The sequence below is a fragment of the Rhizobium sp. BK112 genome (assembly GCF_014193215.1).
GTDB classification, from domain to species: domain Bacteria; phylum Pseudomonadota; class Alphaproteobacteria; order Rhizobiales; family Rhizobiaceae; genus Rhizobium; species Rhizobium anhuiense.
This window is the reverse complement of the sequence record NZ_JACHYZ010000006.1, coordinates 1-20,220: the sequence shown is the minus strand read 5'-3', so window position 1 is coordinate 20,220 and position 20,220 is coordinate 1. Positions and strand designations below refer to the sequence as shown.

The following is a 20,220-nucleotide window of genomic DNA, read 5'->3' as shown; positions in this document are numbered from 1 at the left end:
CGTGCCCAACACCGATCGTATCGGGGTCGCCAATGTATTGGTCAATTCCCCGCGAAACCCTCGGGAAGTTTGGCAAAATGGTGATCTTCCCACCCATGGACTGTGTAGTCCTGCATGAACGCGAAGGGAGGTCCGAAGGATGAAACAATCCAGCGTGCTACCCGAGGATCAGCCAATTCCTCTTCATCGTTATGGTCATCCGAATTCCACCATTCACGCAGATGAGGCTTCGATTGCCATTCCATGAGCAAATCAAGGTCGTCCAGTGTCGCTCTGCGAAAACTGTATTGATCGGGTGTCATCATGAGCTCAGTTTACCAGATCATCCGCCGGAGGGTATGGCAGCCGAATGCTGGACGATCTGAAAAACGTCACTTAAATCCGCCGCTCATTCGTTTCCGAACGAACTTAGCTTCTCCAGAAGCGCTTCCGAGATCTCGAACTGACGCGCCGTTCCACGACCCATAGAGTTCTTGACGATCGTCTCGGTCAACATTCCTCGCCTCACCAGAAGGTCCACCGTCTCCTTGACGCCGCTGCGCGTCAGAGACGTGATTTCCATGATGCTGGAAAGAGTTAGCTTCTGGTGCGCTTGGTTCATGCTGTAGAGGACCGTCATCATGCCGACCTGCTTCAGCCTTGCCTGAGGCGTCTCGTCTTCCTGGGGGTGATCGAGGATCTCATGCAGGATAAGGCCTGAGAAAGCCAGATTACGCCACTGGGTTGCAATTGCTCTTGTCATGTCTTTTTACTGTGTTATATAAATCAGTATAAATCGCACTAGCACCACGCTACCTCTTCCGCAATGGGACGTCTTTGAAGGGTCGTGCTCATGAAAAACCTTCTGTTCAACACGGTTGTCGCGGCCTGCTGCATATTGCCACCCTATCTTAATTCACCAGGCAGGGCGCAAGCAAATGAGTGGGGTTGCGAGGTTATTCTGTGCCTTTCCAACCCCGGAGGCCCGACGCAGTTTGCAGAATGCCGCCCGCCGATCGAAAAGCTCTGGCGCGAGCTTGCCGAGGGGCATTCGTTCCCCACTTGCAGCGGCGCCACCTTCCACAGTTCCCGCCCGGGCTATGAGCCGTATTACTGCGAAAGCGGATACCGGCTGCAAAGCGATTATGGTCCGCGCGGGCAGGAAATAACCTGCGTGTCGATCGCCCTTCAGCCGGTGAGCGACGCGTTCTGCCCCGATCTCGGGGAGAGCAGCAGTTCCAGCAACAATTCGGTTTTGGCGCCGCGATGGCAGCTGGTCGATGGTCGGCGCCAATGCATGGGCTATCCGACCGCTTGCCCGATGGTGAGATCGCAGCCCCACTATGTCGACGTCACCATCCATGGGATGGGCACGCAACGGGTCTGGTACTGAACTATGGCTGTGGCATTCGTTGATCTCGCCCAGAACTGCGCACCCGTGGTGGACGTCAGGACGCTTGCCGCCGTCGTCAGTCTGGAGAGCGGCTTCAATCCACTCGCCATTGCTATCAACAGCGGTCCGCCGCCTGAGCGCAAACCCGCGTCGAAGGCGGAGGCGATCGAGCGCGCGACCTCCCTTGTTGCCGATCGGCAGGACATCCGGATCGGTCTGGGCGGCATTGGGGCGGCGGAGCTGGGCAAACTGAAGCTTTCGATTTCGGATGCGTTCGATCCCTGCTTGAACCTCAAGGCGACGGCCACTCTGCTCGATGGCTACTACCGCCTTGCCTTGCGCTCCGGGGCCGATGCGACGCAAGCCGAAAAGGTGATGCTTCAGTCCTACTACGGGCGTGACGATCCGTCTGTTGGCGAAATGATCAAATATGACGCTGAGGTCCGCCAGGAAATGAGCCGCCTGCCTTCCGACCTTGCGTCTCTCACTATCGCCGAGCCGCGGCAAGAAACCTCTGTCGCGGACCCGTCAGCCAGGCGGGAGATATCGCCGGCTACACAATTGCTTTCCCAATCCGGCGGAGCCGCATCATGGGACGTCTTCAACGTCCGGCGGTCATCCCAGGTTCTCGTGTTTCAAGACGAACGATCGGAGCAAAGAAAATGATCTCAAGAGCAGACTTTCGCCCTGTCGCAGCCCCTCTCCTGATGGCCGCCGTCATCAGCGCCTGCCTGGTAGAGCCGGCCTTCGCGCAGGCGGCCGGCGTCGAAACCGTCCTGCAGAACATCGTCGACATGCTGACCGGCAATATTGCCAGGCTGCTTGCGGTCATCGCCGTCATCATCATCTGCATCGCCTGGATGTTCGGCTACATGGATCTTCGCCGCGCCGGTTTCTGGATTATCGGCATCGGCGGAATCTTTGGTGCGACGGAACTCGTCAATACGATCGTCGGAAGCTGATCATCATGCAAAGAGCCGCCGCTATCGAGGAAGATATCTTGTTTCTTGCCTGCACGCGCCCGGCGATGATTGCCGGCGTGACGATGGAGGCGATGGGCGTCAACGTCATGCTGACGACCATCCTCTATATCACCGCGGGATCGATCGCCTACGCACTTGTCGGCGTCGTCTTCCATTTCATATTCCGCACGCTCGTCAAGCGTGACCACAACATGTTCCGCATCCTGATCTCCTGGATCGAGACCCGCGGCCGGTCGCGCAACGCCGCCTATTGGGGCGGCGCCAGCTTGTCGCCCCTGAGGCTCATCCGGCGCTATGACGAAAAGGATTTGAGCTTTGCCTAGCACCGCAACGCTTCGCTCGCGCGAACTCGGGCCCGAAACTTTCATTCCATACGTCCGTCATGTCGACGAGACGACGATCGCGCTCGAATCCAGGGCGTTGATGGTGATGGTCGCGCTTGAAGGCATATCCTTCGAAACTGCCGATGTCATGGACCTCAACAGCCTGCACCGCGATCTCAATACGCTTTACCGCAACATCGCCGACGACCATCTGGCGCTCTGGAGTCATGTCATCCGCCGCCGCGACAACGCCTACCCGGACGGAGCCTTCGCCAACCCCTTCTCGCAAGGTCTGAACGCTCGATATCGCGACCGCATGATCGAAGAGGATCTGTTTCGCAATGATCTTTACCTCTCGCTTGTCTGGCATCCGGACCGGGATCCCGCAGAAAAAGCCGCCCATCTTCTCTCCCGCCTGCGCAAGGCGCGCCGCGACCGTGTCGAGCTTGATGAGGATGCCCTGAAGCATCTGAGGGACAAGGTCTCCGACGTGACTGCCGGGCTGAAACGCTTCGAGCCTCGTGTGCTTTGCCTCTACGAACAGGACGACATCGTCTTTTCCGAGCCGAGCGAGGTTCTGCATCAGATCGTCGGCGGCCGGCGGGAGCGGGTCCCGCTGACGGAAGGCCGCATATCCTCGGCGATCTATTCGCATCGGGTGATCTTCGGGCGGGAGACCGTCGAGATCCGTCATGAGGCCGCAAGCCGTTACGCCGGCATATTCGGGTTCAAGGAATATCCGGCGACCACCCGCAGCGGCATGCTCGACGGCATCCTGACGGCGCCCTTCGAGCTTATCCTGACGCAATCTTTCGCCTTCGTCGCGAAAGCCGATGCGCGCACGATCATGGGGCGCAAGCAGAACCAGATGGTCAGCGCCGGCGACAAGGCGGCGTCGCAGATCGAAGAGCTCGGCGATGCCATGGACGATCTGGAATCGAACCGCTTCGTGCTTGGAGAACATCATCTGGCCCTGTCGGTCTTTGCGCCCTCGGTGAAGGAACTCACCGACAATATGGCCAAGGCACGCGCCTATCTCACCAATGGGGGTGCGGTCGTCGCCCGCGAGGATCTTGGCCTTGAGGCGGCCTGGTGGGGGCAGGGGCCGGGCAATTTCCGCTACCGGGCAAGATCGGGCGCCATCACCTCGCGAAATTTTGCCGCACTTTCCCCTTTCCATTCCTATCCCGCCGGCAGGAAAGACGGCAACGAATGGGGACCGGCCGTCGCCATGCTGAAGACCGCCTCCGGTTCGCCCTTCTATTTCAATTTCCACCATAGCGATCTCGGCAACACCTTCGTCTGCGGCCCGTCCGGCACGGGCAAGACGGTGCTCTTGAACTTCATGCTGTCCCAGCTCGAAAAACATGATCCGCACATGGTCTTCTTCGACAAGGATCGCGGAGCCGACCTGTTCGTCCGGGCCGCGGGTGGCACCTACCTGCCGCTTCGAAACGGTGTCGCCACCGGCTGCGCGCCGTTGAAGGCATTTGAACTCACCCCGGAAAACAAGGTGTTCCTCGCCCGCTGGGTCGGCCAGCTGGTCGGGTCGGCAAAGCGTCAACTGACGGTCCTGGAGCTGCGCGACATCGCCTCGGCGATCGACGGGCTGGCGGACCTGCCGGTCGAAGGACGCTCGATCGGCGCCTTGCGCACCTTCCTCAACAATACCGACCCCGAAGGCATCGCGGCGCGGCTCAGGCGGTGGGAAAGGGGTGGGCCGCTCGGCTGGGTGTTCGACAACGAGACCGACGACATCGGCATCGGCGCCAAGTTCATCGGCTACGACATGACCGACTTCCTCGACAATGAGGAAATCCGCACGCCATTGATGGCCTATCTGTTCTTCCGCATCGAGCAGCTGATCGATGGGCGGCGCATCATCATCGTCATTGACGAGTTCTGGAAGGCGCTGCAGGACGAAGGCTTTCGCGACCTCGCGCAGAACAAGCTGAAGACGATCCGCAAACAGAATGGCCTGATGCTGTTTGCGACCCAAAGCCCGCGCGACGCGATCGTCTCGCCGATTGCCCATACGATCATCGAGCAGTGCCCGACGCAGATCTTCCTTCCCAATCCGCGCGGCGACCATGGCGATTACGTCGACGGGTTCAAACTGACGGAGCGCGAATTCGAACTGCTCTCGCGCGAGCTTTCGGTCGAAAGCCGGCGCTTCATCGTCAAGCAGGGCCACAACAGCGTCGTCGCCGAATTGAACCTCAGGGGCTTTGACGACGAGCTCGACATCCTGTCCGGCCGCACCGCCAACGTCGAACTCGCCGAGACGATCCGGGCGGAGATCGGCGACCGGCTGGAAGACTGGCTACCCGTGTTTCGGCAAAGAAGGAGGACGGATTGATGGAAAGGATCAGAATAGAGTTTGCTCTGGCGATGATGGTCGCACTGTTGCCGGCTGGAACGGCATTTGCGCAGGGCATTCCGGTCATCGACGAGACGGCGATCGCCAAGCAGATCGAGAGCATTTCCCAGCTGAAATCCCAGCTCGACACGCTCAATCAGCAGCTCCAGCAGGCGCAGCAGCTTTACGCATCGCTGAACAAGCTTACCAACATGGCCGATGTCGCCGGTCTGCTGAACGACCCTTCGATCCGCAAGGCATTGCCGCAGGATTTCAATGCCATCGAAGGCTTGCTCAAAGGCTCGGGCAGCGGTGTCTTCGCCACCTCCGCCTCGAAATTCCTCGAAGAAAATTCGACCTATCGCACCGATGCCAATGATTTCTATGCGCAGGAATTGGCCCGCGCTCAGAACCAGAATGCCGGGCAGATGAGCCTCGGCCAGCAGATCTACGATGCCGCCACCAAGCGCATCGACGGCATCGATCAGCTACGCCAGCAGATCTCGGGTGCAGCCGACGCCAAGGATATCGCCGACCTTCAGGCACGCCTGCAGGCCGAAACCGCCTTTCTGCAAACCGACGTGCTGCGCATGCAGGCTCTGCAGATGGTTCAGCAGGCACAGGTTCAGGTCGACGACCAGCGCAAGGCCGAGGATTGGCGCAAGCGCCTGGATGCCATGGCAGAGGCGCTCAAATGAAATATCTCGTTCCTGGTATCGCCGCGCTTGCGCTTTCCGGCTGCTTCGGCGAGGTCGACAAGATCTATACCGTCGACGAACTGATGGCTGATCAGGCCCTGCTGGCAAAGATCACAGGCAAATGCCGCAACAACCCTGGCGCCTTGCGTCAGGCGCCGAATTGCCAAAACGCCGAGGCGGCGGACTGGAAGCTCCGGCTTGAACGCATGAACAGGGCGCTTGGAGGCTGAGCCATGTACCAGGTCTTCAGCTTCGTCGATGGTCAGTTCAAGTCGCCGCTCGAGAATTTCATCTCGTCGGGCACGTCGAACATCGCCAGCTGGATCAGCGGCCCGCTCACCGCGGCGCTGACGCTCTACGTCGTGCTCTATGGTTACCTCGTCCTTCGGGGCTCAGTCCAGGAGCCCATTGTCGAATTCGCCTTCCGGGCGATGAAACTTGCGATCATCGTGATGCTGGTGCGCAACGCCAGCGAATATCAGACTTATGTCACCAAGATTTTCTTCGAGACGCTGCCGCGCGAGATTTCCCAGGCGCTGAACTCGGGTAGCGCACCGAGTGCCTCCACCTTCGACAGCCTGCTCGACAAGGGCCAGAAATGCGCCAAGGACATCTGGGCGCGTGCCACCTGGCCTGCCGACATCGTCAACGGCATCGGCGGGATGATGGCCATCGGCGCGAGCTTCACGGTGGCGGCGATCGGCTATATCGTCTCGCTCTATGCCCGGCTGGCGCTCGCCATCGTGCTGGCCATCGGGCCGATCTTCGTGGCGCTGGCGATGTTCCAGTCCACCCGTCGTTTTACCGAATCCTGGATCGGTCAGCTCGCCAATTTCGTCATTCTCCAGGTCCTGGTCGTCGCGATCGGTTCACTGCTGATCAGCTGTATTGACACGACCTTCACGGCGGTCGAAAGCTATACCGATGTCATGATGCGCCCGGTCGCCCTTTGCGCCATCTGCCTTGCTGCCCTTTACGTCTTCTACCAACTGCCCGGCATTGCCTCAGCGCTTGCAACGGGCGGGGCGTCGCTGACCTACGGCTATGGTGCTGCCCGAGACGCCCATGAGGGCACGCTCGCCTGGGCCGCCTCGCATGGTGCCAGAGCTGTTGGTCGCGGCGCCCGTTCCGCCGGCCGCCGTCTCAGATCTTGAGGGGCCGCAAGACGACTTCTCCACGACAAATGTTTCAGAGGTTTGCATTTCAATGATCCGCATTATCGTCTCGCTCCTCCTTGCCTTGGAGTTCACCGGCTGCGCATCGAGGTCCCATCCTTTGCCCAAATGCGATGGCTATTCGCGCCGGCCGCTTAACCGCGCCATGTGGCAGTGGGAGGACAACAAGCCCGCCAAGCAAAGCGGCAATGACGCAGTCCCGGCGACGGCGACCGGCCAGGTGTCTTCCTATGGAAAAGAGCCGCTGACGGAGGGGCCAGCCGACTTCGCGCATTTCGATGCCGCGGGTTCCTATCGGCCATGCGAGGAGGGGTGAGATCGTGAGTACCGACAGTCTGAAGAGCTATTTCGAAAGGGCACGCCGCTTCGATCAGGATCGGCTGGTCCAGGTGGAGCGGTCGGCGCGCATCGCCTGGTCTATCGCGATTGCCGCAAGCGTGCTTGCCGCCACCTCGATCGTCGCCGTTGCGGGGCTGACGCCTTTGAAGACGGTCGAGCCTTTCGTCGTTCGGGTCGACAATTCGACCGGCATCGTCGACGTCGTCTCGGCGCTGACGTCGACTGCCGGCAGCTACGACGAGGCGGTGACCAAGTATTTCGCCGCCAAATATGTGCGTGCGCGGGAAGCCTATGTCTGGAGCGAGGCCGAGGAGAATTTTCGCACCGTCGCTCTGCTCTCGACCCAGCCGGAGCAGACGCGTTTTGCGGCGATCTACCGAGGCGGCAATCCGGACTCTCCGCAGAATATCTATGGCCGCGGCGCGACGGCACGCGTCAACATCGTCTCGATCTCGCTGATCAACGCCAATGTCGTATCGGTGCGCTATACCAGGACCGTCACGCGTGGTGACGACGTCCGGACCACCCATTGGGTGGCGACGCTCACCTTTTCTTATGTCAACGCGCCGATGTCCTCGACCGACCGGCTGACCAATCCGCTTGGTTTTGCCGTCAGCGATTATCGCGCCGATCCGGAGGCCATCAATTGAAGCAGAGTTTCCTCATCGCCCTGACGGTGACCGCAGGACTCACCACGACCGCGCTGGCGCTCGATATCCCGCGAGGCGCATCGCAGGATAGCCGCGTCCGTTTCATCGACTACCAGCCCTATAACATCACCAAGATCGTCGGCACGTTGCGGTCTTCGGTGCAGATAGAGTTCGCCGCCGATGAGGAGATCGCCCATGTGGCACTCGGCAACAGCGTCGCGTGGGAAGTGGCGCCGGCCGGCAACATCCTGTTTTTAAAACCCCGCGAAAACCAGCCGGTGACGAACATCTCGGTCGTCACGACCAGGCGGGATGGCTCGACCCGCAGCTACCAGATGGAGCTGACGGTGCGCGATGGCAGCGTCGAGGCCGGGCAGAACACCTACTTCTATGTGAAGTATCGCTATCCCGCCGACGAGGCCGAACGCCGGAGGCTGGAGACCGCTGCCCGCGCGCAAGCAGCTCAGGCCGGAGAAGCTGACAAGGTTCTGGCTCTCCACGAGGCCTATGGGCCACGCAACTGGCGCTATTCGGCTCAAGGGACCTCGGCACTTGAACCGCAGGCCGTCTACGACAATGGCAAGGTCACGACCTTTTCCTTTGCCGGCAACCAGGAAATGCCGGCGATCTACATGGAAAATTCCGACGGCAGCGAGAGCCTCGTGCCGAAGTCCGTCGAGAACAACCTGGTGCTGGTGCACGCGATCAGCCGCAAGTTCATCCTGCGCAGGGGAGGCGACGTCCTCTGCGTCTTCAACGAGGCCTATGACCGTATCGGCATCGATCCCGATACGAATACGACCTCACCCTCTGTCGAGCGCGTCGTGAAGACGCAGGCTGTGGCAGGACAATAGGAGGACGCCATGGCCGAGGAAGACAGCACCCACATTCCCGGTGAGCGCGCCGAAACGACGACGGGCCGCGGTCTCGACAGCAATCCGACGGTGAGACGCGGTGCGGTGGCGCTCGCCATCGTCGCCTTCGTCGGCTTTGCCCTCTGGTCGATGCGCGGCCAGGATAAGCCCGTAGATGGCATCCAGCCCGAACGCGTCGTCATCCGGCAGACGTCGGATTTCGAGCCGGCGAAGGAACCGGTCCAACCGGTCGCCACGCCGCCTGAAACGCTGCTGCCAACACCCGGGATGCCCGAACAGGCGGGCGAGGATGAGAAGCTTCTCGACGCTGCCCGACGCGCGCCGGTCATCGCCTATGGTGGGAAGCAATCCTCTCCGTCTCATTCTCGAGACCAGGACGCCAGCGCCGATACCGCGTCAAATTACGTTCCGCTCGGGAGCAACTCGGGCGGTCCCGGTGCCCAGGCCGAAAACGAGGACCAGCGCTTCAATCGGCTGTTGACGCCGACCCAGCTGCAGGGCTCGCGCGCCGGCACGCTTGGGAATCGCGACTTCATCGTCGCCATGGGAACGTCCATTCCATGCGTTCTGGAGACGGCACTGTCGTCGGACCAACCCGGGTTCACGAGCTGTGTCATCAGCCGCGACGTCCTGTCGGATAACGGCCGGGTCGTGCTGATGGAGAAGGGCACGCAGGTGGTCGGCGAATATCGCGGCGGCCTTCGCCGCGGCCAGAAGCGCCTGTTTGTGCTCTGGAACCGGGCAAAGACGCCCAAGGGGGTGATCATCACCCTGGCGTCGCCGGCAACCGACGCCCTTGGGCGTGCCGGAGTCGACGGTTACGTCGATACCCATTGGTGGGAGCGTTTCGGCAGCGCGATCCTGTTGTCGATCGTCGGCGACGCCACCTCCTACGTCAACAGCCAGCTGCAGGACAGCGATGTCGATGCAGACAACACGACGAGCGCCGGCAAGCAGGCCGCGACCATCGCCGTCGAGCAGTCGATCAACATTGCGCCGACGTTATTGAAGCATCAAGGGGAGCTCGTCTCGATCTTCGTTGCGCGTGATCTCGATTTCTCGAGCGTCTATCGCCTCCGCGTGACGGAACCGCGCAACCGAGTCTACGATCGGGCGGTTCTCGGGGACTTCGCGCCAGCCTCGACCCTGGTCACGAAATAGCCCGCCATGACAGAGGGAGCCGATTCAGGCGTCGTGCGAGAGCTGTTGGCACCCCTGTCGCCCTTCCTGCGCGACAAATCCCTCTATGAGATCATCGTCAACTGGCCGACCCAGGTGGTCACCGAGGGCACGGCCGGGTGGCAGGCCCATGATCTGCCGGAGCTGTCGTTCGACAAGCTGATGCGTCTGGCGCGCGCTGTCGCAAGCTTTTCCAACCAGTCGATCGACGAAACCCGGCCCATCCTCTCGGCAACGCTGCCCGGCGACGAGCGGATCCAGATCGTCATCCCGCCTGCTACGACGAAGGGAACCGTCAGCATCACGATCAGAAAACCGTCTTCCGTGTCGCTCAGCCTCAACGATCTTGACCAGGGCGGCTTGTTCGCCGAGGTTGCGAGGCAAGAGGCGGACATCTCCTCGGCCGACCGGAGGCTTCTGGAATTCTATAGAACGGGGTCCTACCAGGCATTTCTGCGAGAGGCCGTCTACGCACGCAAGAACATCATCATCTCCGGGGCGACAGGATCCGGCAAGACGACGCTCTCGAAAGCCTTGATTCGCCATATCCCGTCGAGCGAACGCATCATCTCGATTGAAGACACGCCGGAGCTCGTCATCCCGCAGCCGAACCACGTCCGTCTCTTCTACTCCAAGGGCGGCCAAGGGCTGGCAAAAGTCGGGGCGAAGGATCTGCTCGAATCCTGCCTGCGCATGCGGCCGGATCGCATTCTTCTGCAGGAGCTGCGCGACGGCACCGCGTTCTACTACATTCGCAATGTGAACTCAGGCCATCCGGGTTCGATCACAACGGTGCACGCCGACTCCGCCGACCTTGCATTCGAACAGCTGACACTGCTGGTGAAGGAATCCGAAGGTGGGAGAGACCTGGAGCGAAACGACATACGCGCGATGCTGAAGATCGCGATCGACGTCATCGTCCAGTGCAAACGCCTCGAGGGTCGGTTTCGGGTGACTGAAATCTACTATCGCGCCGCCGCGGCAACTAAAATCGCTCGCGGCGATGGTCAAAACTGCTGACGCCGGGGTTTCCCGGCACGCCATAGCTGTCAAGGCGAAGCGTCGAATGCATCGCGGGACTGCATCAAATGCAGTCAGCTTTGGGCGGGGTGGATGCTGCATTTTGCTCGATGACACCGACGGCCGCGCTGAACGCCATAGGCCGACCGAAGAGGTAGCCTTGGCCATATGGGCAACCCAAGGCCAACAGAGCCTCCTCCTGTTCGCGGGTTTCAATGCCTTCTGCGACGGTGTCCAGTCCCATGTCTCGGCTGAGCCCGATCAGTGCGCGTGTGATCGCAGCATCGTTCGGCCTGCTGCGGATCTGCTGGATGAAGCCGCGATCGATCTTCAGCGTCGTCAGTGGATAGCGCTGCAAGGAACTGAGCGAGGCATATCCCGTTCCAAAGTCGTCGAAGGCGATGCCAACGCCAAGCTCCCGCAGGGCCGTCATCGCTTCCAGAGAACGATCGTCATCGGCAAGTGCGATCGTTTCGGTGACTTCGAGCTCCAGTCGCCCAGGTGCAAGGGAGTGCCTTTGAAGTGCGTTCGCCACTTTGTGGATGAGATTGGGGGCGCGGAGTTGCCCCGGGAAGAGGTTGACGCCGATCTTGATTTTGTAGCCTGACGCCTGCAGTTCGCTGGCGCGCTTTGCTGCTTCGTCAAGCGTCCACCAGCCAATATCCAGAGCCAATGCGCTCTGATCGAGAGCAGGAAGAAAGGCTCCAGGCGTCAGCAGGCCCCGGGTGGGATGATGCCAGCGGATCAATGCTTCGAGCCCGATGATTTTTCCGTCGGAGAGTCTGACCTGGGGTTGATAGAAGAGCTCCAGCTCACCTTGACGCATCCCGGCAAGCAGCTCATCGCGCAGTTCGCGCCGCGCCGACGTCTCGCTCCGCATGGTGGCGTCATACATCCGGATCGAGTGTCCGCCTGCGGCTTTCGCTCGATACAGGGCGTAGTCGGCACTGGCAATCACCTCTTCGGCTTCCACCCCGTGGGCCGGTGAAAGAGCAAAGCCGATGCTGGTGCCGAGTTCCAGGATATGTCCGCCGAGTTCAAACGGCTTTGCAAATGCCTGGAGGATAGCATCGGCTTGGGCATAAACGGCACGCGGGTCGCTTACATCCTGCAACAGCACCGCAAATTCGTCGCCGCCGACACGTGCAATATGAGCGTCAGGACGCAGCGTGTATGGGAGCCTGACACCGACGGCCTGCAAAAGGCAATCGCCGACCAAATGTCCGTGCGTGTCGTTGACTTCCTTGAAGCCATCCAGGTCCAAGAGCATGATGGCGGCAGCATTTCCCGCAGCAAGCGTATCGGCAAGCAGCGCGGAAAAGCGATGACGATTAAGCAGTCCTGTCAGGGTATCCTGGCTTGCCAGGCGCAACAGTCGCCCTTCCTTCTCCCGTCGCTCTGAAATATCGATGATGACGGCGCCAGCACAGAAGCCGCGTTTGCCACGCCAGGTCGACAGGGTGATTTCGATCGGAAACTCCGTGCCGTCCTTCCTGACCGCCGACACCTCGACCGGCCTGCCACCGAGATTTGGCTTTTGCCCCGCCGACACTTTTTGCAGCCCTGCCATGTGGGCGCCCCGCATCCTCTCCGGGATGATGATAGTGATGGGCCTTCCGATCATCTCGCCTTTGGTGTAGCCGAACAGCGCGCAGGCGGAGGGATTGACGAACTCGATATCTCCGTGGCTGTCGATCGAGATCAGGGATAATTTCGTCGCCTCGGCAAATTTCACCACCGTGAACGGCATGCGCCGCTCCGAGCTGCTCATTGAAGACGACTTGGGTATCATGCGTGCCTCGTGCATCGTGCCGGGCCTGTTTCGAAATTATCCGGTTGGGAAATCTGCCGGCCAAGCACAATCACCATGGAATACATGCGTGAACATTGATTTAAGTCGCGTGCATGCCGCTGGCAGAAAAGCCCAGATAGCGCAACTCGAGAGTGCCACCAGAGGTGATCAAGCAAACTGGACTCTTGAAGGCAGCCCCGCTAGCGTGCGCGGGCTTCGAAACCGGAGGCGGACAATGCTCAACGAAAACGACCAGACGGAACTTGCGAACACCCTGTCTGGTCGCGATGTCGCGCAGGCTGGTGCTCTTTGCTATCGTCGGACCGAAGGCGGTGGACTTGAAATTCTTTTTGTAGGCAGCCGACGGAACGGTCGCTGGGGCATTCCGAAAGGGCGCGTCGAGTATGGTGAAATCACCAGCGCTGCGGCGCTCAGAGAGGCCTTCGAGGAAGCCGGAGTGGTAGGCCTCGTCGACGCGACCGTGTTCGGTTCCTTTTTGTATCGAAAGGACACGGGTCCCAACCACTACCATGTGTCAGTCCATCTTCTCCAGGTGTCGCGCATCGCGGACGAGTTTCCGGAGAAAAGCATCCGTAAAACACATTGGTTCCCACTGAAGGATGCCATGCGCGAGGCCGCCCGGCCGGGTCTGCGAGCGCTCCTTTGTCGGGTTGAGAACATCGACCTATGAAGCTCAGTTTCGGCAGATCGTTATTGAGGGTCCTCAGAGCCCACAGCAAGCGGATCGAGAAAGCTGTCGCAAAGACCCGACGCAAAACGAAACGTTCAACGCCCCGTCCCGCGAAACCGATTTTGGTCGAGACAACCGCGTTTGGAAGCAACCCGGGCCGCCTGGTGATGAAATCCTTCGTTCCGACGTCACGGCTGCCTAAGAACCCTGCGCTTGTCGTCTTGCTTCACGGATGCCATCAGACTCCTGAAAGCCTGGATGCCGCGGCGGGCTTTTCCAAGCTCGCGAAAGAGCGCGGTTTCGTTCTTCTCTATCCACAGCAGAAGAGAGCAAACAATTCGCAAGATTGCTTCAACTGGTTTCGACCAAGTGCCGTCGCGCGAGACCGCGGCGAGGTCCGTTCGATCAAGCAGATGATCGAGCACCTATGCGAGCGACATCGCATCGACCGGTCGAGGATCTTCATCGCGGGGCTGTCCGCCGGCGGGGCGATGACGGGCGCACTTGTCGCGATCTATCCCTCACTGTTTGCCGGCGCCGCAATCATCGCCGGCATGCCGTTCGGATCTGTCCGCGACGCGATGTCGGCCCTGCGCGCGATGAAGTCAGGTGCGACGCCGCCACCGGGCGGATGGGGACGGCCGATCGCCGAGATTTCGCCAGAAGTCAGGGCATGGCCTCCGATAACCATCTGGCAGGGCATGGAAGACCGGGTGGTCAAGCCCGCCAATGCGCTCGCTTGTGTTGCTCAGTGGCTCGAAGTTCAGGGCATTGTAGAAAGCAGCGGCCGCTTGGAGAAAAAACCATGGGGCAGCTTGCAGTCGTGGAAAGTGACCGGCGAGAGGAAAGTGGCCCTCTATTCGGTCAGCAACATGGGCCACGGGCTTCCGATCAAGAAACGCAAGAGCGTCACAACACTACGATCTGCAGACCCCTATGTGATCCCGGCTGATATCTCAGCTCCAGCTGAGATGATGCGATTATGGGGCTTGTCGAGGTTTCGAGTGTAACCAGTTCGCGGGCATGTTCGACCGCACCAGGCAAAGTCCGGTCGCGATGGGGTCACCTACACCATCTCAGTGCGCGCAATGAAATGCCAGGCTTGTCTTCGAGCAGCTGACAGTGCAGGTGAAGGAAATACCAGGCCCGGGGATACGAGGTTCGTGAGATGTTGAAGATCGCGATCACGTCATCGCCAATGCAAATGCGGCGGTGGCCGCTTTCGGGTAACTGGGATCTACTATCGGGCCGCGGCCTGAACCAAGATCGGCGAGGGTGCTCGCAGCGACCACCACGCTGGCCAACGGCGTAAATCCTTTGTGGACCAAAAATCACGCGGACTGGTTCGCGTTGCAGGCTGACAGATTTCGCCCTTTTGCCGTTGCGCAATCAGAGTATAGCGGGTCTCAAAAGGTCGGCCTTCGGCCTTCGACCTCAATCAATCGGCTACGACAAGACGGCCGCTCATTCCAAATCGAGCGACTGCTTGAGTTCGTCGATCCGCTTGGACGCTTCGGCCTTGGTCAGATCCTCGGCATAGGCTTCAGGCCGGTGCGCCTGTTCCGACAAGGTCTTCAGATAGGACCGCTGCGCGCCGGTCATCGGCTCGTCGCCGCTGACCCAATCGTCGGGGTCTTTCTCTGTGTTGGATGATGTCTTGCTTTTCGGATTGTCACTCATAGCGGCCTCCTGAATTCGTTCTCTAAACGTTCCAAGTGGTGCTGCTGTTCCCGCCGTATGGCGATCGTCGCGTTGGGCAATCGATGGCTCTTGTTCGGACGTAAAGGCGCCCCCGCCGAGCGAGAGGAATTCCGCTCATTGCAACAGCCGCTTGGTCAGTGCCGAAAACGGTGGTCGATCGGTTCGTCCGAGAAAGCAGCGCGCCAGTCCGATAGCCGTCGGCTGACCAGCCCGCCACGACGGGTCATTAGGAATGGGGATCTTCCCGCCATTCGGATGTCGCGCCGAATTCTGAAATGGCAAACGAGATGACGCTGCGCAGGCGCGGCGTCATGCGGCGATCGCGATGATAGACAAGCGACATCGGTCGCTCACTGAGATGCCATTCTGGAAAGAGTTGAACGAGCAGGCCTGCCTCGACATCCGAACGCAGCAGAATGGATGGCTGCATGATCACTCCCAGGCCCGCGCGTGCGGCCATGCGGACGGCCTGACCGCTATTGACAGTGATCGATATCCGCGGAATGACTTCGACCGAAACGTCGCCTTTTGCCAGCTTCCATGGCGACCGTGCCGCCGGGGCAAAGCCGATGGCATCATGGTTGGCCAGGTCACCTGGATGACCTGGATTGCCCCTTCGAGCAAGGTAGTCTGGTGCAGCGCAGATCATCATCTGGTAAGGGGCAAGACGGCGCGCAATCAAGCGGCTATCGGGTAATTCGCCGATACGGAAGGCAATATCGAATCCTTCGTCGACAATGTCGACATTGCGATCCGTCAAGGTGATATCCAGCGTGACATCCGGGGCAAGCGCTCGGTAGCGCTGCAGTCTCGGCATCAGCACCTCTGCGCCGAACGTCGTCGGAGCCGTCATCTTCAGCTTGCCGCGAGGCTCTGCTTGCAATGCCTCGGCATCCTGATCGGCGATCGCCACGCGCTCCAGAATATCTCGGCACTGTTCGACATAGCTGGCGCCGAAATCCGTCAGGCTCTGACGGCGGGTCGTCCTGTTCAGAAGGCGCATTCCGAGCCGTTCCTCAAGTGCTGCCACATGCTGCCCAACCATCGCAGGTGACATCCCGAGCTTGCCGGATGCGGCACTCATTGAGCCTTCTTGCACGGTTGTCACGAATACCTGCATGGATCGGAAGAGGCCCATTCGATAGCTCTGCTTTTAAATGATGATATTATTTTCGCGATTATCCATTTGTATGGGTGAAATACAACTCCCGTGACGCTGCAAACAAGGAGCACGACATGGCGCAGAACAGATTCACGGGCAAAACCATCCTCATTACGGGAGCGGGAACCGGCATGGGGCGGGCTGCCGCGCTTCGACTGGTCGAAGAGGGTGGCCAAGTCGCTGTCGTCGGGCGCCGGCCCGAGCCTATCAGCCAATTGCAGTCGGAGATCGAGGCCGCCGGCGGCACAGCCATTGCGATCGCCTGCGATATCGCCGACAACGAGGCGGTTGCCGCGGCCGTGCAGACGACGATAACTTGCTTCGGCAAACTGGATGCCCTCTTCGCCAACGCCGGCGTGCTTGGCGAGTTCAAGCCATTGGCTGTCACAGAAGCGGACGAATTCGACGCGCTGATCGCCACCAATCTGCGCGGCACCTTTTTCACCATCAAGCAATGCCTGCCGTTTCTGGCCGATGGTGCGATCCTCATCAACGCCTCCTGGACGGCTGGTGGCGTGATGCCAGGCGCCGGAGCCTATGCCGGCACGAAGGGTGCCCTGCAGGCGATGATGCGCACCCTTGCGGTGGAACAAGGCCCACGGAACATCCGCGTCAACGCCATAAACCCTGGCATCATCCTGACGCCGATGGCCGATGACGTCATCGACCCTGTCTTCGCGGCTCGCCTCGCCAGTCACACGCCTCTTCGCCGTAACGGCAGATCAGAAGACGTCGCGGGCACCGTGGCGTGGTTGCTGTCGGACGATGCCAGTTTCGTCACCGGCCAGGAAATCACCGTCGACGGTGGTTTCACAATTGGCGGTATCCGGCTCTAGTCTGGTCCAACCATTCCATCGGGAACTGACGGCAAGCACCTCGCAAAGCCGGCCACCGGCCGCTTTGCGAGTTCTTCGCGTAGGTCCGGCCCGGGGAATTGAAGCCATTGTTAAAGCTTGGTGATCAAGCCTTTTGCGTCCCACCAATCATGGCCGTGTCGTCCGGTTTCTAGTCGCTGCTGTGCTTCAGCTTTTCCAGATGCTCGGAGCAAACGACCCTGACCAATTCGAGCAGCATTGTTGTTCGCTCACCGAGCCACCTGAGCGCCTCCTCGCTGATCTCATAATGCTTTGAATAGCGCGCCTTCACATATGCTTCGTTCAATGTGTTGAACCACGCGCGTTCCTTGTGTTGATCACGCGGAAAGGCTTCGGCCAGCCGGCGGTTTTGTTCCTCGGCGAGGGAGCGCAGAAACTTGATATTGTGCGATGGTGGGCCGTAGTTGGTGAGGGTGAGCAGGACGCAGGAATAGGCTTGCTCGAGCGATTGATGGAGTTCAAAGGCGGCGACGCGAAACTCTCTCTCTCCGACATAGAACCGGAAACCCTTTAAGAATGTCTGGGAAAGCGAGAACCTGTCCTTGAAGTGCTCCCTAGCAATACGCAGTTGGTCTGCCGGGCTTAGTGGTGCGGCTTCCGCAAGCGGTTCATCGTCAAGTTCATAAAGGACGATGCCTTCCTTGCGAATGTCGGAGAAGAAATACTGTCCTTCCTTGAGGTAGGTATTCACCTCACGCCTTGAATGGACGATGAAGCTCACCGGCGTTTCGATCGAGGCCTCGTGGATTAGCCGGTCGGCGGCCTTGTACCAGTAGTCGGCGAATTCGCAGAGCTTGCGGTTGTTGACGATGATCAAGAGATCGAAATCGGAGCGATACCCTTTCATGGTGAAGGGTTCATCGACCCATCCGCCCTTGGCGTACGAGCCGAACAGGATAATCTTCAGAATCCGGCCGCGCTTCTTGAAATCGGCCGTGCCTTCTTTCAGCGCGTCCTCGAATTCCTCGTGGAGGATTTCAAGGACCCGGCCGAGTTCTCGTTGCTTGCGAAGCGGCATATGATCGAGCGACGATTTCATAAGCAATCGATAGGCGAAAGATCCAATAGCGTCTACTCGCAGTTTTGAGAGGGAATCTGTGGGAACTAATCGCCTCGGAGATCACGTTCTCTCGAGGAACCGCGTTAATCGAAGACGACCGTGAATGTGGCTTCCCAAGAAGGTCCTGCACTCCAGGAACGGGGAGCACACGCTGCGTCACCGGCGCGTTGGCCACCGAAAAGGCAGATGCCCTTTCGCCTCTGAATGGGGATGTCGATCAGCTTGATTACGCGGAATCAATTTCGTTGGAATGATACCACTTTATTACCTGCCAGGATCATTGGAATCTTCCGGATTGGCTGAATGCGACTAGCGGACATTTAGCTTCGTGGGCGAAATCAAATGTTTCAGCCCGATTTCACGGAAGCGGGTGAATGCCAACACACCATCCTTGGCTTTAGCTCGAATGAGCGCCCCCTCGTAAGCGTCCACGATACTCGCTGTTAGATCATTGATGTTCTCGTCACTGTCGATATCGCCATCCTGCTGGGCAGCGGCCAGCACCCCTTGAATACTTTTCTCCCAGCGTTCGAATGAAGCGGCGAGCGCATCGAGAACGACTGCGCTCCGGCCTGCAGCGCTTTGGGCAATCATACCGTAAAGGCACCCTGCATATGGGGCGGCCGCCTTATACTCTTGTTCAAGAGCTGCGAAATAGGCATCGAGGCGGGCCAGCGGACGGAGCGACATGTCAGTGAAGAATTTCTCCCGCACCTGCCGGTACTTCTCCTCATACGCTTCGACGACCGCTACGACGAAGTCATCCTTGCTCTGAAAGAAATAATAGAAGGACCCTTTCGGGACATCGACGGCCTTCAGGATCGGGCCGATCCCCACACCGTCATAGCCATGCGCCAGCAATTGCCGCATACCTTCGGAAATGAGGCGTTCACGCGTCGCAGATTGACCATCCATAACTAGACCAATCGTCTACTAGGTTGTTTATGCACATCTCTCTCCACGGAGTGACCTCATATGTGCATAGCACGCAGTAGGCTTGTCGGCATCTATCTCGTGATTTCTTCTGCTGTTTTGTGGAGCACGGCCGGGCTTTTTGTGCGCATCGCCGACATGGATGTCTGGTCAATGGTCGCTTGGCGGTCGGCCTTCTCATTCGTCACGCTTGGCGCATTTATATTGATCCGCCGAAGATGGACGAAGAAAGGTGTTAAAGGGACTTTCGGCATGCCCGGTGTGGTTGCATGTGTCGTTTCTACAGTAGCGGCGATCACCTATATTGCGTCTTTGCAGTGGACGACCGTCGCGAATGTCATGACGGTGTACGCCACGCTTCCGTTTGTAGCGACCGGGATCGCTTTCTTATGGCTGCACGACCGCGTGACATACCGCTTCGTGATCGCTGGCTGTCTAGCTTTCCTGGGAGTAGCTATTTCGGTCGGAGCAGCTATGTCGGCAAACGACCTTCTTGGCATCCTGGCTGCTTTTATCATGACGGCTGGATGCGCCACGCAGATTGTCATTGCCAAACGGTTTCCAAGCATGGATTCGACGATGATGACGGTCTTGGCCGCGTTGGCCTGCTTTTGCATCGCCCTTCCGCTCATGCAGTATTCGATACCGACATCGACACAACTCCTCGCATGCGCTTTCTATGGGATTTTCACGACCGGCATTGGTTATGTGCTTTTGTTGCTTGGCTCTCGCCGGATTGGTTCAGGTGAAGCCGGACTATTATCCATGCTTGATGTCATCCTTGGCCCAATATGGGTCTGGATTTTCTACAGCGAGGAGATCACGCTACCAGTCCTTCTGGGCGGTGCAGTCGTTTTGACTTCTGTCTTTTGGTATCTCCTACCGAGCCGTAAGGTTGCTGCCCCCGTTTGAGCAACGGCCGCTTTGGGCAGATACCGTTGATAAAGTCGCGTCGAGATCGTGCGGCAGCTCTGGATTGCGGCTGGCGCGCCAAGGTGTAGCTCCCTTTATGCTGGTTTCGGCATCGGCGTCG

24 protein-coding genes are annotated in these 20,220 nt (G+C 59.4%); 17 read left to right on the top strand and 7 right to left on the bottom strand.

The features are described 5' to 3' along the window. Positions 1-41 precede the first annotated feature (41 nt). Together FHT75_RS35885 and FHT75_RS17695 are read right to left on the bottom strand one after the other, a co-directional pair. Entirely contained in the window at positions 42-305 is a 264-nt protein-coding gene (locus FHT75_RS35885) for a GNAT family N-acetyltransferase (RefSeq protein ID WP_246712940.1), read from the bottom strand. Between the two features lie 83 nt (positions 306-388). Continuing rightward, a complete protein-coding gene (locus FHT75_RS17695) occupies positions 389-742 on the bottom strand; it encodes a MarR family transcriptional regulator (RefSeq protein ID WP_097622511.1) in 354 nt (117 codons plus the stop codon). Between the two features lie 90 nt (positions 743-832). Here FHT75_RS17695 and FHT75_RS17690 point away from each other — a divergent pair, with 90 nt between their 5' ends. From FHT75_RS17690 to virB11, 13 genes are read left to right on the top strand one after another with little or no spacing between them, the layout of a single operon-like run. After that, positions 833-1,372, top strand: a complete 540-nt coding sequence (locus tag FHT75_RS17690) for a hypothetical protein (protein ID WP_183845072.1) — start codon at positions 833-835, stop codon at positions 1,370-1,372. Positions 1,373-1,375: 3 nt separating this feature from the next. Then, entirely contained in the window at positions 1,376-2,038 is a 663-nt protein-coding gene (locus FHT75_RS17685) for a transglycosylase SLT domain-containing protein (RefSeq protein WP_183845071.1), read from the top strand. After that, positions 2,035-2,334, top strand: a complete 300-nt coding sequence (locus FHT75_RS17680; RefSeq protein ID WP_097542453.1) for a TrbC/VirB2 family protein — start codon at positions 2,035-2,037, stop codon at positions 2,332-2,334. The genes FHT75_RS17685 and FHT75_RS17680 overlap by 4 nt, the downstream gene beginning before the upstream one ends. Before the next feature lie 5 nt (positions 2,335-2,339). Further along, entirely contained in the window at positions 2,340-2,678 is a 339-nt protein-coding gene (locus FHT75_RS17675; RefSeq protein WP_183845070.1) for a type IV secretion system protein VirB3, read from the top strand. Next, complete coding sequence (locus FHT75_RS17670) at positions 2,671-5,037, top strand: VirB4 family type IV secretion/conjugal transfer ATPase (RefSeq protein ID WP_183845069.1); 2,367 nt, start codon at positions 2,671-2,673, stop codon at positions 5,035-5,037. Before FHT75_RS17675 ends, FHT75_RS17670 begins: the two co-directional genes overlap by 8 nt. Then, positions 5,037-5,735 (top strand): P-type DNA transfer protein VirB5, encoded by a 699-nt coding sequence (gene virB5 / locus FHT75_RS17665; protein WP_183845068.1) that lies wholly within the window; start codon positions 5,037-5,039, stop codon positions 5,733-5,735. Before FHT75_RS17670 ends, virB5 begins: the two co-directional genes overlap by 1 nt. Further along, positions 5,732-5,965 carry an EexN family lipoprotein gene (locus FHT75_RS17660; RefSeq protein WP_183845067.1) on the top strand — a complete coding sequence of 78 codons (234 nt, stop codon included), beginning with the start codon at positions 5,732-5,734 and terminating at the stop codon, positions 5,963-5,965. The genes virB5 and FHT75_RS17660 overlap by 4 nt, the downstream gene beginning before the upstream one ends. Positions 5,966-5,968: 3 nt before the next feature. Then, positions 5,969-6,889, top strand: coding sequence for a type IV secretion system protein (locus FHT75_RS17655; RefSeq protein ID WP_183845066.1), 921 nt, complete (start codon positions 5,969-5,971; stop codon positions 6,887-6,889). Between the two features lie 52 nt (positions 6,890-6,941). Next, positions 6,942-7,226, top strand: a complete 285-nt coding sequence (locus FHT75_RS17650; RefSeq protein ID WP_183845065.1) for a hypothetical protein — start codon at positions 6,942-6,944, stop codon at positions 7,224-7,226. Position 7,227: 1 nt separating this feature from the next. Continuing rightward, complete coding sequence (locus tag FHT75_RS17645) at positions 7,228-7,899, top strand: virB8 family protein (RefSeq protein WP_183845171.1); 672 nt, start codon at positions 7,228-7,230, stop codon at positions 7,897-7,899. Beyond that, positions 7,896-8,753 carry a P-type conjugative transfer protein VirB9 gene (gene virB9 / locus FHT75_RS17640; RefSeq protein WP_097542447.1) on the top strand — a complete coding sequence of 286 codons (858 nt, stop codon included), beginning with the start codon at positions 7,896-7,898 and terminating at the stop codon, positions 8,751-8,753. The genes FHT75_RS17645 and virB9 overlap by 4 nt, the downstream gene beginning before the upstream one ends. A 9-nt stretch (positions 8,754-8,762) precedes the next feature. Then, a complete protein-coding gene (gene virB10, locus FHT75_RS17635) occupies positions 8,763-9,935 on the top strand; it encodes a type IV secretion system protein VirB10 (protein ID WP_183845064.1) in 1,173 nt (390 codons plus the stop codon). A gap of 6 nt (positions 9,936-9,941) precedes the next feature. Beyond that, positions 9,942-10,973 carry a P-type DNA transfer ATPase VirB11 gene (gene virB11, locus FHT75_RS17630; protein ID WP_132573429.1) on the top strand — a complete coding sequence of 344 codons (1,032 nt, stop codon included), beginning with the start codon at positions 9,942-9,944 and terminating at the stop codon, positions 10,971-10,973. 64 nt (positions 10,974-11,037) lie between these two features. On the opposite strand, the gene FHT75_RS17625 is transcribed toward virB11, so the two are convergent. Next, positions 11,038-12,723, bottom strand: coding sequence for a putative bifunctional diguanylate cyclase/phosphodiesterase (locus FHT75_RS17625; RefSeq protein WP_246712939.1), 1,686 nt, complete (start codon positions 12,721-12,723; stop codon positions 11,038-11,040). A gap of 277 nt (positions 12,724-13,000) precedes the next feature. Here FHT75_RS17625 and FHT75_RS17620 point away from each other — a divergent pair, with 277 nt between their 5' ends. Further along, positions 13,001-13,456: an NUDIX hydrolase gene (locus FHT75_RS17620; protein WP_183845062.1), complete on the top strand. Its 456-nt coding sequence runs from the start codon at positions 13,001-13,003 to the stop codon at positions 13,454-13,456. Next, positions 13,453-14,466 carry an alpha/beta hydrolase family esterase gene (locus tag FHT75_RS17615; RefSeq protein WP_183845061.1) on the top strand — a complete coding sequence of 338 codons (1,014 nt, stop codon included), beginning with the start codon at positions 13,453-13,455 and terminating at the stop codon, positions 14,464-14,466. The genes FHT75_RS17620 and FHT75_RS17615 overlap by 4 nt, the downstream gene beginning before the upstream one ends. A 454-nt stretch (positions 14,467-14,920) precedes the next feature. Here FHT75_RS17615 and FHT75_RS17610 read toward each other — a convergent pair whose 3' ends face one another. Further along, positions 14,921-15,136, bottom strand: coding sequence for a DUF3072 domain-containing protein (locus tag FHT75_RS17610; protein WP_097630254.1), 216 nt, complete (start codon positions 15,134-15,136; stop codon positions 14,921-14,923). A 247-nt stretch (positions 15,137-15,383) separates the two neighbouring features. After that, a complete protein-coding gene (locus FHT75_RS17605) occupies positions 15,384-16,295 on the bottom strand; it encodes a LysR family transcriptional regulator (protein ID WP_183845060.1) in 912 nt (303 codons plus the stop codon). Positions 16,296-16,393: 98 nt separating this feature from the next. On the opposite strand from FHT75_RS17605, the gene FHT75_RS17600 reads away from it, so the two are divergent. After that, complete coding sequence (locus FHT75_RS17600) at positions 16,394-17,155, top strand: SDR family NAD(P)-dependent oxidoreductase (RefSeq protein ID WP_183845059.1); 762 nt, start codon at positions 16,394-16,396, stop codon at positions 17,153-17,155. Positions 17,156-17,324: 169 nt separating this feature from the next. On the opposite strand, the gene FHT75_RS17595 is transcribed toward FHT75_RS17600, so the two are convergent. Both FHT75_RS17595 and FHT75_RS17590 read right to left on the bottom strand, forming a co-directional pair. After that, positions 17,325-18,233, bottom strand: a complete 909-nt coding sequence (locus FHT75_RS17595; protein WP_183845058.1) for a nucleotidyltransferase and HEPN domain-containing protein — start codon at positions 18,231-18,233, stop codon at positions 17,325-17,327. A gap of 330 nt (positions 18,234-18,563) precedes the next feature. Then, a complete protein-coding gene (locus FHT75_RS17590) occupies positions 18,564-19,169 on the bottom strand; it encodes a TetR/AcrR family transcriptional regulator (protein ID WP_183845057.1) in 606 nt (201 codons plus the stop codon). 60 nt (positions 19,170-19,229) lie between these two features. Between FHT75_RS17590 and FHT75_RS17585 the strand changes: the two genes are divergently transcribed. Then, the gene (locus FHT75_RS17585) at positions 19,230-20,099 is read left to right on the top strand and encodes a DMT family transporter (protein WP_183845056.1); all 870 of its coding nucleotides are present in this window, start codon (positions 19,230-19,232) and stop codon (positions 20,097-20,099) included. Positions 20,100-20,220 lie beyond the last annotated feature (121 nt).